The organism is Vibrio sp. 9-16B-A1 (assembly GCF_056726165.1).
Window position 1 is genome coordinate 15,152 of sequence record NZ_JBSDZD010000005.1, and the last position, 15,752, is coordinate 30,903.

The window sequence follows — 15,752 nt, forward strand, 5'->3', positions numbered from 1 at the left end:
GCTTACCTGAACGCTGCCATCAGCTCTTCATACAGGCCGAAGTAGCGGGCTTTTTTGGCCAGTTCTGAGCGCTGCATCAGGCCCGGAGTCATAAAGCGGCCGTTTATCTTCTCCCCCTCCCCCTGATGTTCGTCCGGCTCAAAGCGGAAGATCTCTTCTATCACCACGTTCTCCCCTTCAAGGCCGACCACCTCTGAAATCGACATCACCTTACGGCTTCCGTCATGGAGCCGGTTAACCTGCACTACGATGTTGACCGCGCTGACGATAGTGCGGCGAATCGCATCAAGCGGCAGCGACAGGTTGGCCATCATGATCATGCTCTCTACCCTGGCCAGCGCATCACGGGGCGTGTTGGCGTGCAGGGTCGACATTGATCCATCGTGGCCGGTATTCATTGCCTGCAGCATTTCAAATGCTTCCGGCCCACGGCACTCACCGATAATGATCCTATCTGGCCGCATCCGCAGGGCGTTGATCACCAGATCCCGCTGATTGATCCGGCCAGAACCTTCCGTACCGGCGACCCGGGTTTCCAGACGCAGTACGTGAGGCTGGCGCAGACGCAACTCAGCCGCATCCTCAATCGTCAGGATGCGCTCTTTCTCCGAGATATACTGAGACAGGCCATTGAGCAGGGTCGTTTTACCCGAACCGGTACCGCCTGAGATCAGAATATTGCAGCGACAACGCGCAGCGATCATCAGCACCTTAACCATTTGCGGACTCAAAGCGCCAAACTCCACCAGCTCAGGCAGGCCGATGCTCTGCTTTTTAAACTTACGGATAGATATCGCGGTACCGTCCAGACTGATTGGGCTTATCACCACGTTGACCCGGCTGCCGTCCGCCAGACGGGCATCTGCCATTGGGCTGGCTTCATCCACCCTTCTTCCCACACGGGAAACGATGCGCTGGGCTATCTGGCGCAACTGCTTGTCATCAACAAACGTCACGTCGGTCTTTTGTACCTGGCCGTAGCGTTCAACAAAGACCGCATCCGGGCCGTTAACCATGATGTCGGTAATGTCATCGTCGTCCATCAGCGACTGCAGCGGCCCGAGACCGGTCAGCTCATCTATAAGATTCGTGACAAACTGACGGCGCATGACCGCCGGAACCGGCTGCTCCAGACGTTCAACCAGCATATCGACCCCGTTGGTCAGCTGATTTCTGAGCTGCTCTTTGCTGGCGTTCTCAATCGCTGTGGTATCCAGTGCCTCATAAATACGGCTGCGAATATCAAGATAAAGGGATTTCGCGACACTCATGCAGTTAACTCCTTCCACTTACGGCCGAGGCGGCCAAACAGCGCTTTGGCCGGGTGAACTTTGTTCACCACTTTGCGGCCAAGTACCTGCATTGCCAGTGCCTGCATAGAACCGGAGAAACGGCCGCCAGCCTCAGTAAAGCGCTTACCCGAGAGCACCATCGCCGGAATGCTTTTCTCATAAGCGATCTCCAGATCAACACTGCGTTTGAGCTGCTGCTCGATCTCTTTGCGATAAAGCACACCATCGCGGAATGTCCGGTGCTGGTTCAGCACCACCAGAGCCCGGGGTGCCGGAGTTTCATTCTGCGCCGCCGCTTCAAGCCGGCTGAGTATCCGTTTGGCCGAGCGCACAGCAGAGACTGTTGGGTCGATAACCAGCACCACAGAGTCAAACTGTTCATGCAGCGCGTCATAATCGAGGGGAAACTCCCGGGAAGCCGACAGATCTTCCACCACCAGGTTATAACGGCGCAACAGCAGCGAAACCATGGCACTGGTATGGCTCTGGCAATCAGGGATCGACGCTCTCTGACCGTCTAATGCCAGTACTCCGATATCCCCATGCACTTTCTGCAGCATCGACAGGGCAGATTCCTCATCAAGCTGAGAAACCTTTACCGATGATTTGCTGACGTTAAGCTTGTTGTACTCATCGAGCCCCATCAGCACGTCAAGATTGGAGTCTCCATAACTGTGATCAACCAGCATCACCCGGGAAAAACTCTCCCGGCGCAGGAAACTCGCCAGTTCACAGGCGATAAGCGTACAACCGACGCCGCCTTTGGCACCGATTACCGCAATGCGTTTGGCAGTGCGCTCTTTACCAAGCCCGGCACCAGCGCGGTGGTTTTTCACCACATGGCGCAGGAAATCACTCAGCTCTGCTTTCACCACAGGCCAGAACAGGTAGTAGAAACCCATCTCTTTAAGTGAGCGGATGGTTGAAATGGCGTCTTCAGTGCCAATCACCACTACAGATGCAGAGTTTGGAAGTACTGCCGCCAGCTCGTTGATCCGGGTAATCACATCATCACAATCGGTCAGCTCGATCAGAACCAGATCCAGCCGCTGCGTATTACGGGTGAAAAACTCATCCCATGCTGCAGGCGTCATCTCATTAACATCCGGCGTACCGAGCGAATCAAAACGATATACTTCGCTCACCAAATCCCGGCAGTGTTCACTCTGATAAAACAGAACCGAGTTCAGGCGCTCATTGCTTTCCGAGAGGGATTCTGTGGCTTTCAGCGCTTCTGTCAGGTCTAACATTTACCGCTCCTTTGAAAGTTCAGATGCCACCGGAACCAGCGATGACGGACTGGCCAGGGACTTATTGCGGGCCCGGTCGGTAAAACAACCGTCCGTCGCTGACCAGATGTCAGCACTGCTGAGTGGCGCACACTCAGACATCAGCACTTCCGTACGACTTGCACGCAGCGTTAGCCTTGTTAAGCCTTTGGTGCTCTTTCCAACCCTGTAGCTGATGCGCGGCTGATAGCGAACCAGCTTCTTCTTCAGCAGGCTGACCGTACGGCCGGCTCTTTTTCCTGACGCCAGCACCTCGATATGCTCAGCGCCTCGCGTAAACTCACCGATAATGAACTGCTCTGCTTTTTCAGCAACTTCGGCGTCACTGCCGGATGATTTTTCGCTCAGGCTAAGCTCGCTGTTCACAGGAACCAGCACAGCTGAAGCGCCGTTTAGCTGGGGATGAGAGCAGCCGCTAAGCAGGCCGGTTATGATGATCAGAAGTGGGGCAATAAAACGCAGGATCATTGCTTAAATCCTCCTTCGGAAAGAAGCTGGCTGGTCGACGGGTACTGAGGCGCTTTTTCCAGACCAAACAGGCGCTGCACTGCAGTGCTGGCATGAATAACCGGCAACTGAATTTCAGACGCATGCTGGGCTTTAACCCGGTTGACAGTCGCAACAATCACCAGCTCGCGTTTCTCGCGCTTGGTGGTTGCATTACGGAACATCGCCCCCAGAATCGGGATATCCCCCGCCCCCGGGATCTTTGCCATGCCTTCAACATCTTCGCTGCTTAACAGGCCGCCGATCACAAAGCTCTCGCCATCTTCAATCTCCAGCGTGGTCTCCGCTTTTCTGGTACGGAGAGCAGGAATATAGTCATTCCGGAGCTTGTAGCCCTGATCAATTGAGCTCACTTCCGGCTTGAGTTTTAACCGGATACGACCGCTTTCCAGCGTTTTCGCCGCAAATGCCAGCTTAATGCCGTACTCTTTAAACTCAACGTTGGTGCCATGTGAGCTGCTGGTTACAATCGGCAGCTCGCCACCAACCAGAAAAGCCGCAGATTCACCGGACAGCACCGACAGGTTGGGCTCGGCAAGCATCTGCCCCAGAGTACTGTCGTCCAGCGCGCTGATCAGAGTGCTGAGATCCGCCGCTTTAAAATCTGTCAGCAGGAACTGGCCAAACTGCGAGCCCTGAGTCGCCCACTTAAAACCCAGCTCTTCGTTAAGCTGACGGCTGACTTCGGCAATCGAGAGCTTAACGTTGATTTGATCGCTGCCGCCAACTCTGAGCTTATCCACCAGGCCGCGGTACTCGACACGCTTTTGAAAGTCCGCTGCAGCAATGATCATGTCAGCCGGGCTGACATTTTTCTCGTCAGCCTGCTTACGCTTCTCTTCCAGCTTTTCCAGCTTCAGCAGCTCACCAACCAGCTCGATCACCTCAAAGTGCTGACTCTGATCCGTCACTTCACCACTCAGCAATACCTGCTCATCGATCGCTTCCAGTTTCAGGTTCTGGTGTGGGTAGTGCATTTTCAGCTGACGGTTCACCAGGCTGACGTCACGCACCACGCTGATTTTGCGGTCGTAGATTTTCTGGTTGTTCTTGCCAAACACCATGATGCGCGACTCACCGCGCTCCACGCCGAATATCACCAGCTTATGGGTATCCAAAATCTGATAATCCACGACCTCAGGTGCTGAAATAAACACAGTGCCGATCTCTTCGGCTGTAACGACGCCGGACGCGTCACCCTGCGCTATAGTCAGTGCAGCGGACCAGGCCGGCAAAGAGGCGCAGGCAGCCACAGCCAGCGCCATTCCGGCCCTGGCCATAATTCGTAAATGCATAGTTGTAACCTTATCCGCGGCGGGTGCCACGTAATTCCACTATCCCCTGATAGCCAGGCAGAATGTCTTTGGTCTGCGCCTGTGGCAGATACATCTGATGACGTGACTTATACACTTCCAGCGCAGACAGACGGCGGGCCAGTGTCAGCTTACTGACAAACTGATGAGGAACCTCCAGCACCAGGGTGACCTTCTGAGCTTTACCTTCACCTGCGTATTCTGACAGTTGCTGGTCGTCATAAGTTTTGCCCTGTACGGCAAGGATACGGACCTGGTTGAGCAACGGCTTAACGTCTATATCCATCCCCCGGAGCATATCAACGCTGCCTTGCTGCGCCATGTTCTGCTCCAGTGAGGTCAGCGACAGAATATCGACAAAGTCCCCGGCTCTGATCCCGCCTGCCAGCAGGTTTTGCTCAGCCATCATCAGGGGAAACGGCGTCATATCCGGTTTGATGATGATGTCGATATAATCAGGGTCCTGCGGCATCACCAGATCTCCGGGGCTCAGAATATGTCCGGGTTCAAAAGGGAGGCGGAACACGGCGCCTTTACCATAGGGAAGCTCGCTCAGAACATAGCCGGCTTCGCTTTCGTTTAGCGTATCGGCCGACACCAGACCTGAAGCGAAGTTTTGACCGGATCTGACGGCATTGGACAGCCGCCAGACCCGGACTTTCTTTTCTGCTGACTGAACCTGAGTCTGAGTGACCGAATCTGGCCCGGCAAATAAGACTTCGCTTAAAATGCCGTATACGCCGACACCCAGCGCAAGCAGTGCCAACAAATGAGTGAATCTCTGTTTCATAACCGGGATGGATCCAGTACCAGTTGAACAATATTAAATGTGCTGACGGCTGCGATAGCGATACCGTAAGGTACGCCCCGCGTTTTCAGCTCCTGATAGCCTGCGGTGAAATATGCCCAGCCAAACTGGAACGCCACCACCAGACCACCAGCCAGCAGAAAGCCAATCAGGTTCTGCACTGCCAGGGGGAAGGAAAAACAGAGCGAGTAACCCATCAGCAACTTGATATCTCCGGCGCCAAAAACTTTAAAGCGAAAAAGGAACAGCCCCAGAACAAAAGTTACTGACGATATAATCAGCCCCTGCCAGATCTGAGAAATATCCAGCATTGCCGCCAAAATTAAGCAAACGACAAAGTTAAGGCTGACCAGTGAATTACTGATCCGCCTTTCCTTCCAGTCTGAATAACAAACATTGACCGCAATAACGGTCAATATTGAAATCAGAATAAGCAGCACTTAAGCTTTACCTGCTTTACCGATATTGGTTGTGATATCAGTGAATGCTTTTGTGATTGCCTGGCCCATAGAACCATCTTTACCGACAATTGCGCCCAGAAGCACAGCCATAGCAACACCAATCATTGCGTACTCAATCGCAGTTACACCATCTTCGTTTTTTACAAACTGACTAATCAGATTTTTCATCGTTTTCTCACTTATCGAATAAAAAAGCTCCTGGCCAGAAAAATGAGGTTCAGCCGGACCAGGAGAGGAAATACTGTCGTAAATTTGACAGGGCTAGTGTCGTGAAAAATGATACTGACCACAATCCCACCCCAGAGCCGAACTCGACCTAAAAAGTTCTAAAAAAGCAGAAGACTCAGACAGTTAAGAAGGAAAAAACCACTAAAAAACAAATCAGAACAAACTTACACAAAAGCATAATAAATATTAGTTAAATCAGGGACTGGTAAAGTGGCTGAATTTGCAGTCACAAATCGGCGTCAAACAGGATAATAAGAATGACATGCGGAAAAGAATTTTGGGGGAAATGACGCCAAAAATACAGATACGGCAGCAAGTAGAGCGAAAACTCTATTTAAACAGCTAAATAGCCGGCAGGTTACGGGGCAGTGAACGGTAAAGGCAGATGCAATATAATGAGCCGATTTGACTAAAATGATCACACAAGAAATAAATAGCCAACGGTTTAGAAATTTAACAGATGGGAAAGTCAGAGGATTATGCAATATTCTGACTGAACGTTTTAAAACAGAGCAATTTCAAACCAACTTCCGGTTAAAACAGGGCTGCTAAATTAACAGCCCTGTATGGTTAGGCTATTTACCTGCTTCCAGAACAATATTATGAGCCTGCGAAACGTCGAGCTCTGACAGTGTGAGCTCCAGTTTATTTCCTTTCTGCCGCCAGCCTTTAAACGGTTTTCCGTCAACAGTCACTGACTTCACCTTCTGACCGCTCAGGTACCACTCCAGAGCAAGAGCGCGAACGGTTTTCATGCCCGGGTACTGACCCTGTGTGGTAAGGCTGAGTTGCAGAGTGTTATCACCTGTGCGCACTCTGAGGTTCGTTCTGCTCACCTTACCATCGCGATATGCCAGTGTCTTACCGTCATCTTCAAACAGGGTGAACTCCCCATCTGCGGTGCCAAACACTTTCACACCCAGCGTCTCCGGTACATCACTGCCCTGCTCCGGATTTGGGTTAAATGGAACAATCGCGCCTTCACGGGCAAACAGTGGCAGCTGATACACGCCGTCACGCTCAAGCGGATACTGCCTCAGCAGTTCACCTTTCGAAACGTGATATTCACCGGTATGGAAATCAAACCAGCCCCCTGCCGGAAGGTAAACATCGGTACTCTTAATATCCAGCTTCGCCACCCCAACACTCAGCAGGGCATCGCCCATCATGCGGTGATTACTGTGCTTCCAGGCCTGTTCGTCCTGCGGATAGTGATAGCTCAGCGCCGGGAAGAGCGGCTCCTGATGCCAGTACGCCTGATGAGCAAGAGAGTAGTGATACGGAATCAACTGGTAACGCAGGCGGATATTAGCCAGGTTGCTTTTCTCATCGCCAATCCGGTCCGGGGCGGTCTCTTTACAGTTACACAGATTTTCAGTGTGCGGGCGGACCGGCACATCAAACAGTGAGCTGTAGGCAAACCAACGGGTATAGGTCTGGTCCAGCTTGTCACGCTGTTTAAGCGCGCCGCGGTGGAAGCCGCCAATATCCGAGCCATAGTAGTCAATCCCGGACAGGGACATATTGGTTTGCATGCCGATATGCACCGCAAGACTGTCGACGTCTGAGCCAATGTCACCGGACCACATTGATGCGCCGAAACGCTGGATACCAGGTGCACCGGAACGGGACATCATGAACGGACGCTGCGCGTGTCCGTGGCGCTGGTACCCCTCAAAAATGCTCTCCAGCCATTTGTAGTTGTAGAGGTTGTGAATATCCGCATGTGGCTGACCATCAGCGTAAACCGCATTGCTGTTGTACATTTCCGGCTCGCCAAGATCAGTCCAGTGTCCGATAACCCCCATCTCAATCAGCGGCTCGCGTTTCCAGTCATGCCATTTGGTGGCTGCTTTCGGATTGATCCAGTCGATCATTCCACCGCGTCCCCACCACTGGCCGCCACCATCGGCTTTGGTATTAATCGCTTTTCCGGTTTGCGGGTCACGTGCCAGGTAACCGTCCGCTTCCATCTCACTGTGCTCCGGCAGGCCCTCACTCACGTAGGACTCCTCGATCAGCATCATGCCAATACCGTGCTGTTTCAGTTGCTCAATTTTCTTTTCCGGTTCAGGGAAGTTTTCTTCATCCCAGGTCAGGCTGCCCATCGGGCTCTGCGGATCATTGGCAAACACATTACCGAACCACTGCAGATCCATCACGACACCATCAATCGGAAACTGATTTTTCTTAAGGGTGGCCAGTTTGTCGTCCATCTCCTGCCAGTTATCAAAGCCGTATTCCGACAGCCACATGCCAAACATTTTACGTGGTGGCACCAGTGGCGCACCGGTCATAGCCAGGTAATTTTTACGCAGTTCTGCCTGTTCATCAGCGACCGAAACAACAAGGTTGACCTCACCATTCGCCGCTTTTATCTGCCAGGGTTTGGCGCTGAAATCCCACTCAGCGGAATAGACGTTATCCAGATAGAGAGAAAAGTCTCCCCCTTTGGGATTGGAAGCATACAGGATCGGGAACTGGGTATTTCCGGTTGCTCCGCCATCGAATCCTTCCATCTGATTTCCTGAATGACGGACCCGATCGTTCCAGTATGGATTGGTCACGCCAGGCTGCTGGAACTCCTGGCCAAGTCCGGACAGGTAGTATTTCGCATACGGCTCAAGCGTAAACTTTCCCTTTGTTGACGGGCACACCTGGGTAAGTTTGTGCTCACTGTCATTTAAGGTGACACACAGGGTTTGTTTATCAATGCTGAGTTTCATCGCACCGGTATTTAACCAGTCTGGCCCGGTTTTAAGCTGAGACGGACCACTAAACCGGCTCAGGTCCAACAGTTCGCCCTCTGCCTTGCTTTCACTTCCCTGGGCGTAATAACGGATACGGGCGGTGTCATCCGACAGCATGGTCACGGCCAGGTTTTTCGCCGGGATCAGTGCCGCTTTTTTCAGATCCGGATACAGGCTCTGCATCAGCTTTGCGTCAAGCTTTTCTTCCAGCGCCTGGCGGAATCCGGCTTCGTTGTAATAGGTCTCGCCAAACAGTGGGCGAAGCGTTTTGCTCAGCCCTTTGGCTTTAGCGCGCATCCGAAAGACATCGGCCGCTGAAAGCTGAAAAGCAGGCTGGCCCTGAAACGAAACCGGAGCAGGCACAGAGGCCGTGGCCAAAGGCACGGTTAACGTGCCCGCCGCCAGCAACAAAAAGGATTTGTGTACCACTGACATTTTAATTTCCTTATATTTAACAAACAGGGCGTGCTGGTTTTTCGGGGCCAACACGCCTTAATCACTCTTAATCGCAGTGCCTGAGCAGGAGATCAGTCACCATCTTCTTAACTGTGTCACTTATCTCCAGCTGACTTATGGCGCTGAGTTTTCGCGCCACCGAGACTTCCATACCAAGGATCCCGCCCCGGTGAGCCGGGTTATGGGCAGAGACAAATCCAATCTGCGCTTTGTCTGCTGCGGGTATGTGAGCGCTTTCCAGTGCAGCCATGACCTCAGCTGCCGGGTCATAGTGGCAGCCGGTACCTGAAGGCAGCGTAATATGGTGCGTCCCGGGCCCGCTGAGCTCCGCAGCCGGTTCAGCCTGGCCGGCAACATAAACCCGGTAACTGCGGCCCTCCGGGAGCAGGGTCAGATCACCTGCTGGCGCTTCAATGGTCAGCTCCAGGCCGTTATCACTTAAGCAGGTTCGAATGAGCGTAGTAACAGAGCTGCCGCTTTGGTATGCATCGCTGATCCCGTCATCTTCATACAGACTGAACTCTCCACTTCCCGGGAAAAGCTTCAGTTCAACTATCTCCGGATTACCCGTGTCGTTCCCCTGGTTTGAGCTCATTGGGATGATCGCGCCCGCTTTGGCAAATACAGGCGTCTGTTCCAGCGTGGAATACAGGGTATATTCTCGCCCGCCCCGGTAGTGCTCACCGGAGAAAAAGTCATACCACTCCCCTTCCGGCAGGGTGATGTTTTTCACGCTGCGCTGAAGCTCAGGGTCCAGCGGAGTCGTCTGCGGCGCAACAATCAGCTCACTGCCGAAATAGTACTGGTTCTGATAACGTTCACTCCCCCAGCCCGCCATATGGGGATGACGGCACGCCATAGGGGTAACCAGTGGCAGACCGTTGTTGTGATTTACCCACGCCATGGAATAGAGATACGGGATGAGCTGGTGCCGCAGGCGCATGTAGTCAGACGCGATACGCTCTGTCTGTGCATCCCAGCGCCACGGCTCGCGCTTACTGTAGTAGTTACAGGAGGAGTGCAGGCGCATAATCGGGCTGAACACGCCAAACTGCACCCAGCGCAGATAAAGCTGGGATTCCTCCAGCCCCTGAAAATGCCCGCCTATGTCGTGACTCCACCAGCCATAGCCGGCATACGCAGCATTGGCTGTAAAGAAAGGCTGAAAATCGAGTGATTCCCAGGTGACGTGCGTATCGCCGCTGAAACCAATTGGGTAACGGTGCGAACCGAGCCCGGCATAACGGCTGAAGGTAAATCCGCGCTTGTCGCCATTTCGTGCAAGGTCGAGGAAGTGGAAGTGGTTCAGCATCCAGAGCGGATCCAGCCCTTCGATGCCTGTGTTTTCTCCCTGCTGCCAGTCTATCCACCAGAAATCGACTCCCATCTCTTCATGGGGGTGATGGGCATGGCGGAAATAAGCATCCACAAAGGCAGGACTGGTAAAATCAAACTCAACCGGTTCGTGCGCTTTCGCATCCACCCCCATCGCCTCAGCTACCTGCGGGTAACAGGCTTCATGGCCCCGGATGCCCAGCGCCGGATGCAGGTTAAGTGAGGTATGCAGACCGCGCTCTTTCAGCCAGCTGATAAACTCGCCAGGCTCTGGAAACAGCTCGTGGTTCCAGGTATAACCGGTCCAGCCACTGCCGTATTGCTGAGGGATGTCGGTAAGGTGCCAGTCCATATCGATGATGCAGACGGAAAGCGGAATGTTCCGCTGCGCAAAGTTCTCGATAAGGCCTTTCAGCTCCGCTTCATCATAACGCCAGTACCGGCTCCACCAGTTACCCAGCGCATAACGGGGAAGCATAGGCGTGGCTCCGCTGACCTGGTAGAAGTCCCGGATCCCCGCTTCGAAATCATTGCCGTAAGCAAAGAAATACAGGTCTTCATTATCAGGGTTTCGCTTACCCAGCCAGCCGTTCTCTTCAAACACCTGCTTTGGCTGATCATCCCAGATCATATAGCCCTCTTCGGAGAACAGCCCCCGCTCCAGGCGCAGTTCACCGTCCACATCGTCCAGGGTTCGTGCGGTGCCTTTATAGTTGTTGTGCTCGCAAAACCCATAGCGCCAGATCCCGCTGCCGGAAATACTGTCCGTAGCGAGTTTGACCGACAGGGTAGCACGTGCAAAAGGCTGCTCTTTTTGATAGCGAAGATGGAAATAGCGGGTCGAAATCCGAAGCTCCTGCTCTGTTTCCCTAAGCTGAAAATCCGGAACCGGCTGATGACGATGCCAGAATGTCTGACTCGGCCTGTCTTCAAACTGCCCTTCCGCGCTGTATTCCATCCGGATCATCCGGTCTGTCAGCAGGGTAAAGCGGTAGTGCCGGCCACTGACAACCGCCTGAGGAGCCGCTTTACCCTGGTGAGAAAAGCGAAAATGCGAAGGGAGATCCACGCTCATGTTCCATCCTTAACCATCTGAATTTCCGGCAAGCATAACGTTTAACCCAACAGAGGTTAAACGTTTAGCCTCATAAGCGTGAGAACGATCAAAGGATGTGCAGATAAATGAATAACAGCGGAGGGATTAAGTTCGGGGAGCGGTGGTCTCGCCAGGGATCAGCTCAGGCTGCAGGGGCGCTGGCACAGTTCCGTACGCCAGTTTCTGCACTGCATAGTAACCCCGGTGGGTGATCGCCTGGCTGACTGTGGTCAGCCGGTAAGGGAGAAAATCGAGCAGGCTGAGGTTATCCATACCCAGTAGCGAGAAATCCTGCGGGATCTTCATACCGGCACGGCTCGCCATCCGGTAGACGCCTATCGCCTGAATATCGGACATCGCCAGCACGGCGTCTGCCCCCTGCTCCAGCTTATGCTGCAATTGCGGAAAGACCTGCTCAACCCCGCTGAATGAGGTTGGAGACTCGATCAACTCAAGCGTCACCGGCTGCGGGTACTGCTCTGCAAGACGCTTTACTCCCTCATAGCGTTCCTGATGCACCGCAGACAGTCCCAGTTCACCAAACAGCAATACGATATGACGGTGGCCAAGATCCAGCAGATGCTGCAGGGCCGTTTGTCCCATTTGTGCATCATCAATACTGTAGTTGGTGAGATGAGGGTTCTCGGGGTACTTTTGAAAGAAGTCACCGTGATCGACCACCAGAGTCGGAATGTTCCAGCAGGCAATGGTACTTTCCACATCTTCACTGAGCAGCCCAAGGGTGATCACCCCTTTAGGCCTGGGGCCATTGAGCAGTGGGGATAAGTCCTGCTTACTGCTGGCGCGCAGGGAACCAAACTGTAACTGGCAGGCGGAGGTTCCTTTCTCAATGCCGGAAAGGAAGTCCATAAAAAACGGATGCTCCTGACGCAGCAGCTTTTCATCTTTCTCTTCCGCAGACAGGCCCGGCATCAGCAGCCAAATCATGTTGCTGCAGCCCTGCTTGAGCGCCGCTGCGTTGTGGTTGCGGGCATAACCCATTTCCCCTGCTACCCGGCGAATGTGCTCAGCTGTGTCTGCCGAGACTTTATGTGCCCGGCCATTAAGCACATTGGAAGCCGAAGCAACCGAGACATTAGCCGCTTTGGCGACATCTTTGAGAGTGACACGGGACATAGAAGAAAAAGCATTACCTTGTGGAGTTAATGCAGAAGATACTACCGGTAGCAGCCTGAATTGGAAAGATTTGTTATCAGAAATGGCGACCAGGTTAAGTGCATCACCAGCCAGCAGCCGCCATACAAACACGCATAAACCCTTCCATGGGGCTTCACTGCGACGTCCTGTCGCAGAGAGTTTGCCTGACGACTACCGGCTGGTCACCAGGCTATGGTGTACCAATGAGAACTACTTCATCGCCTCATACATGGTTCTGGTCAGGTTCCCTTCCGGATCACCAGACAGCTCCCACGAGAAGATACCGCCCAGGTTGGCGTTTTTCGCCCACTCTGCTTTAGCGCGGATTGAGCGGGCATCATCGAACGAGATAAACACTTTCTTATCCGGGTTCCACAGATAAGGCGCCTGAGCCTGATCATCATACTTGTACTGGTAGCCCTGTTTGGTGCCGTAGTTTTTCATCAGATCCCAGAACATGAAGTAGCCATTCTCGCCGGTACCGAACTGCGCGCCCTGTTTGGAAAGCAGATCAGAAGTTGGCAGGCCGCCATCATAGTTCTGGGTCTCCTGCCAGCCACGACCATAGTAGGTAGCACCGATCACCAGCTTCTCTGCCGGAATGCCATGCTCGATCATCTGATTGATAAACACATCCGCGCCCATTCTCCACCAGCTGCGCTCAGTGGCGTGCAGGTTGGTCAGGTGCCCGGTCTGCTGACCCCAGCCGCCGAGGAAGTCATAGGTCATGGCGAACATGTTGGTCAGATATGGTGCTGCAGATTTCCAGTCAATCTGCGCTGCTTTCGGCCCAACACCAACAGCCGTTGAAAGCTCGTATTCACGTTTGGTGGTTTTCTCCAGTTTATCCAGCTCGGTACGCAGGGTTTTCACCAGCAGGGTAAAGGCTTCGCGCTCGCTCTGCTTCTGCGCGTCATCCAGCTTGGTTGCCGGATTCCAGGGAGACGTCGTCAGGCCGCCGCCGCCCGGGTATTCCCAGTCCAGGTCGATACCGTCAAAGAAGTCATATTGAGCGATCAGCTCCACCGCTGATTTGGAGAACTGCTCGATGGCTTTAGGATCTTTGGCCATGGCATGAAACGGTTCGGACATAGTCCAGCCACCAAATGAAGGAAGGATTTTCAGCTCCGGGTGCTCGCGCTTAAGATCCGCCAGCTGGGCAAAATGGCCTTTATACGGCACGGATACCTGCACTTTGCCGAAGTCCTTTTCCAGCGCAGCTTCACTGTCGACCACAATGGCGGTAAAAGGTGCCTTGCCCTCACACTGCTTCGCGATCAGGCTTTGGATCGTTTCACTGGCACCGGAATGAGGGCCACACATAGACAAAAAAGCGTAAATCACGTGAGTCAGATTTTCTGCCGGAATGTCCTGCACCGTATAGGGGTTATCTCTGTTAGCGTACTGCCAGTCAGCGAAGTAACCTGCAACAACTTTTTCATTCGCCATTGCAGGCATGCTCAGCGCCGACGCCACCAGCCCGGCTGCTATCACCTTCTTCATTTCATATCTCCCATGGTTAAGTGTTTATAAAGTAGACGCCTGAAAATTTGTTCAATGGCTGAAATATTAAAAAGGTGACCTGCAGAGGTAATTTATTTATTTTTCATGACGTTATTTCTAATTTTGCACATGGAATTTGTAGTGCCTCGCAAAGTTAAAGGTATAGATTTTGGCAATGAGAACGTCATATTATTAACCATCAGACTTTTAATAAGTGATTGTAATCCAATGCTCAACACTACCTGGCTCAACACCTTTATCCATCTGGTTGAAATCGGCCACTTCACCCGTACCGCTGAAGCCCTGTATATGACCCAGCCAGGCGTGAGCCAGCACATCAAAAAGCTGGAAAGCGCTTGCGGCTGTCCGCTGCTGATCCGCGAGGGTAAAGATTTTGAACTGACCGGGCAGGGAAAGGCGGTATATGAGTATGGAAAGAACCAGCAGGAACAACAAAAGCGTCTACTGGAGCAGCTTCAGTATGATGACCCCAACGCTGGCGAGTGCCACATTGGCTGCTCCGGCGCAATGGCCCTGAAGCTCTACCCTGAGCTAATCGCCATCCAGAAGCAGTATCCCGGCCTGACGTTTTCTGTGGAGACCGCCCCGCAACACAGCATCACCGCCGGTGTTCTAAATGGCGAGCTGGATGCCGGTATCGTCACCAATCAGCCTGACTCCCCAAAGCTCAGCGCACAACAAGTCTCGCAGGAATCCCTCTGCCTGGTGCTGCCTGCAGAATACAAAGACAAACCCATCGACCAGCAGCAACTGAGCCAGCTTGGCCTCATCAACCACCCGGACGGAATGCACTACCTGGGCCAGTACCTGCAACACAGTAGCCAGGAGCCTTTTGGCGTGCTGGATATCTCTCAGGTTCCGGTAAAAGGCTATATCAACCAGCTTCACCAGATCCTGCTGCCGGTTTCACAGGGGCTTGGATTTACGGTTCTGCCAGAAAGCGCGGTACAGGCCTTTACGCGGCCTGAAGAGCTGTATGTTTACCCTCCGAAGAAGCCGCTGACTGAGAGTTTGTATTTGATCTATAAGAAGAACCGGGAGCTGCCGGCGAGGTATGGGCATTTAGTGGGGTGTTTTGGGTGAAGAGGAGCAATTACTTTACTTCACTTTACTGGCAACGTGCTCTGAACAAGCTTGTAGTGGCCTAATAAGCCCAGACACCATTTGAGGTGGTAGAATCCCTACCAAAGAAAGAGGTGTTCCATGACAAGACAACATCGTTCATTTTTCGCTGAATTCAAACTTGAAGCGGCCTGTTTGGTACTCGGCCAGGGTTACTCAGTCCCAGAAGCAAGTCGTTCCTTAAACATAGAGGAAACGGTACTCAGGCGCTGGGTCAAACAGCTCTAGCAAGGATGTAACCGAAGTACGCCAACTTCCAAAGCCTTAACGCCAGAGCAACAGAAAATCCAAAAGCTGGAGGCCAGGAGCAGTCAACTAGAACGAGAAAAGGCCATTCTAAAAAAGCAACTGATCATCTGCAGTTGTCAGAAAACTGGCCATTGATGGAAAGGGGCTGCCACAAGGGAACTGCT

12 protein-coding genes and 1 pseudogene are annotated in these 15,752 nt (G+C 53.0%); 2 read left to right on the forward strand and 11 right to left on the reverse strand.

Annotated features, from left to right (window positions below):
• Positions 1 to 2: 2 nt before the first annotated feature.
• The 11 genes from ACVB80_RS09740 to ACVB80_RS09790 form a co-directional block, all read right to left on the reverse strand.
• Positions 3 to 1,271, reverse strand: a complete 1,269-nt coding sequence (locus tag ACVB80_RS09740) for a TadA family conjugal transfer-associated ATPase (protein ID WP_481081096.1) — start codon at positions 1,269 to 1,271, stop codon at positions 3 to 5.
• On the reverse strand, positions 1,268 to 2,542 hold the full coding sequence (locus tag ACVB80_RS09745) for a CpaE/TadZ family protein (RefSeq protein WP_481081097.1): 1,275 nt from the start codon (positions 2,540 to 2,542) through the stop codon (positions 1,268 to 1,270). Before ACVB80_RS09745 ends, ACVB80_RS09740 begins: the two co-directional genes overlap by 4 nt.
• The gene (locus ACVB80_RS09750) at positions 2,543 to 3,049 is read right to left on the reverse strand and encodes a hypothetical protein (RefSeq protein ID WP_481081098.1); all 507 of its coding nucleotides are present in this window, start codon (positions 3,047 to 3,049) and stop codon (positions 2,543 to 2,545) included.
• Complete coding sequence (locus ACVB80_RS09755) at positions 3,046 to 4,383, reverse strand: type II and III secretion system protein family protein (protein WP_481081099.1); 1,338 nt, start codon at positions 4,381 to 4,383, stop codon at positions 3,046 to 3,048. Before ACVB80_RS09755 ends, ACVB80_RS09750 begins: the two co-directional genes overlap by 4 nt.
• 10 nt (positions 4,384 to 4,393) lie before the next feature.
• The gene (gene cpaB / locus ACVB80_RS09760; protein WP_481081100.1) at positions 4,394 to 5,191 is read right to left on the reverse strand and encodes a Flp pilus assembly protein CpaB; all 798 of its coding nucleotides are present in this window, start codon (positions 5,189 to 5,191) and stop codon (positions 4,394 to 4,396) included.
• A complete protein-coding gene (locus ACVB80_RS09765) occupies positions 5,188 to 5,649 on the reverse strand; it encodes an A24 family peptidase (protein ID WP_481081101.1) in 462 nt (153 codons plus the stop codon). Before ACVB80_RS09765 ends, cpaB begins: the two co-directional genes overlap by 4 nt.
• Positions 5,650 to 5,838, reverse strand: a complete 189-nt coding sequence (locus ACVB80_RS09770; protein ID WP_481081102.1) for a Flp family type IVb pilin — start codon at positions 5,836 to 5,838, stop codon at positions 5,650 to 5,652.
• A gap of 635 nt (positions 5,839 to 6,473) precedes the next feature.
• On the reverse strand, positions 6,474 to 9,083 hold the full coding sequence (locus tag ACVB80_RS09775) for a TIM-barrel domain-containing protein (RefSeq protein ID WP_481081103.1): 2,610 nt from the start codon (positions 9,081 to 9,083) through the stop codon (positions 6,474 to 6,476).
• A gap of 67 nt (positions 9,084 to 9,150) precedes the next feature.
• The gene (locus ACVB80_RS09780; RefSeq protein ID WP_481081104.1) at positions 9,151 to 11,514 is read right to left on the reverse strand and encodes a glycoside hydrolase family 31 protein; all 2,364 of its coding nucleotides are present in this window, start codon (positions 11,512 to 11,514) and stop codon (positions 9,151 to 9,153) included.
• 126 nt (positions 11,515 to 11,640) lie between these two features.
• Positions 11,641 to 12,804: a LacI family DNA-binding transcriptional regulator gene (locus ACVB80_RS09785; RefSeq protein ID WP_481081105.1), complete on the reverse strand. Its 1,164-nt coding sequence runs from the start codon at positions 12,802 to 12,804 to the stop codon at positions 11,641 to 11,643.
• Between the two features lie 99 nt (positions 12,805 to 12,903).
• A complete protein-coding gene (locus ACVB80_RS09790; RefSeq protein ID WP_481081106.1) occupies positions 12,904 to 14,196 on the reverse strand; it encodes a glycoside hydrolase family 18 protein in 1,293 nt (430 codons plus the stop codon).
• A 228-nt stretch (positions 14,197 to 14,424) separates the two neighbouring features.
• Between ACVB80_RS09790 and ACVB80_RS09795 the strand changes: the two genes are divergently transcribed.
• Together ACVB80_RS09795 and ACVB80_RS09800 are read left to right on the forward strand one after the other, a co-directional pair.
• A complete protein-coding gene (locus tag ACVB80_RS09795) occupies positions 14,425 to 15,300 on the forward strand; it encodes a LysR family transcriptional regulator (protein ID WP_481081107.1) in 876 nt (291 codons plus the stop codon).
• Positions 15,301 to 15,420: 120 nt separating this feature from the next.
• Positions 15,421 to 15,684: pseudogene (locus ACVB80_RS09800) on the forward strand (transposase); the annotation flags it as partial.
• Positions 15,685 to 15,752: the final 68 nt, after the last annotated feature.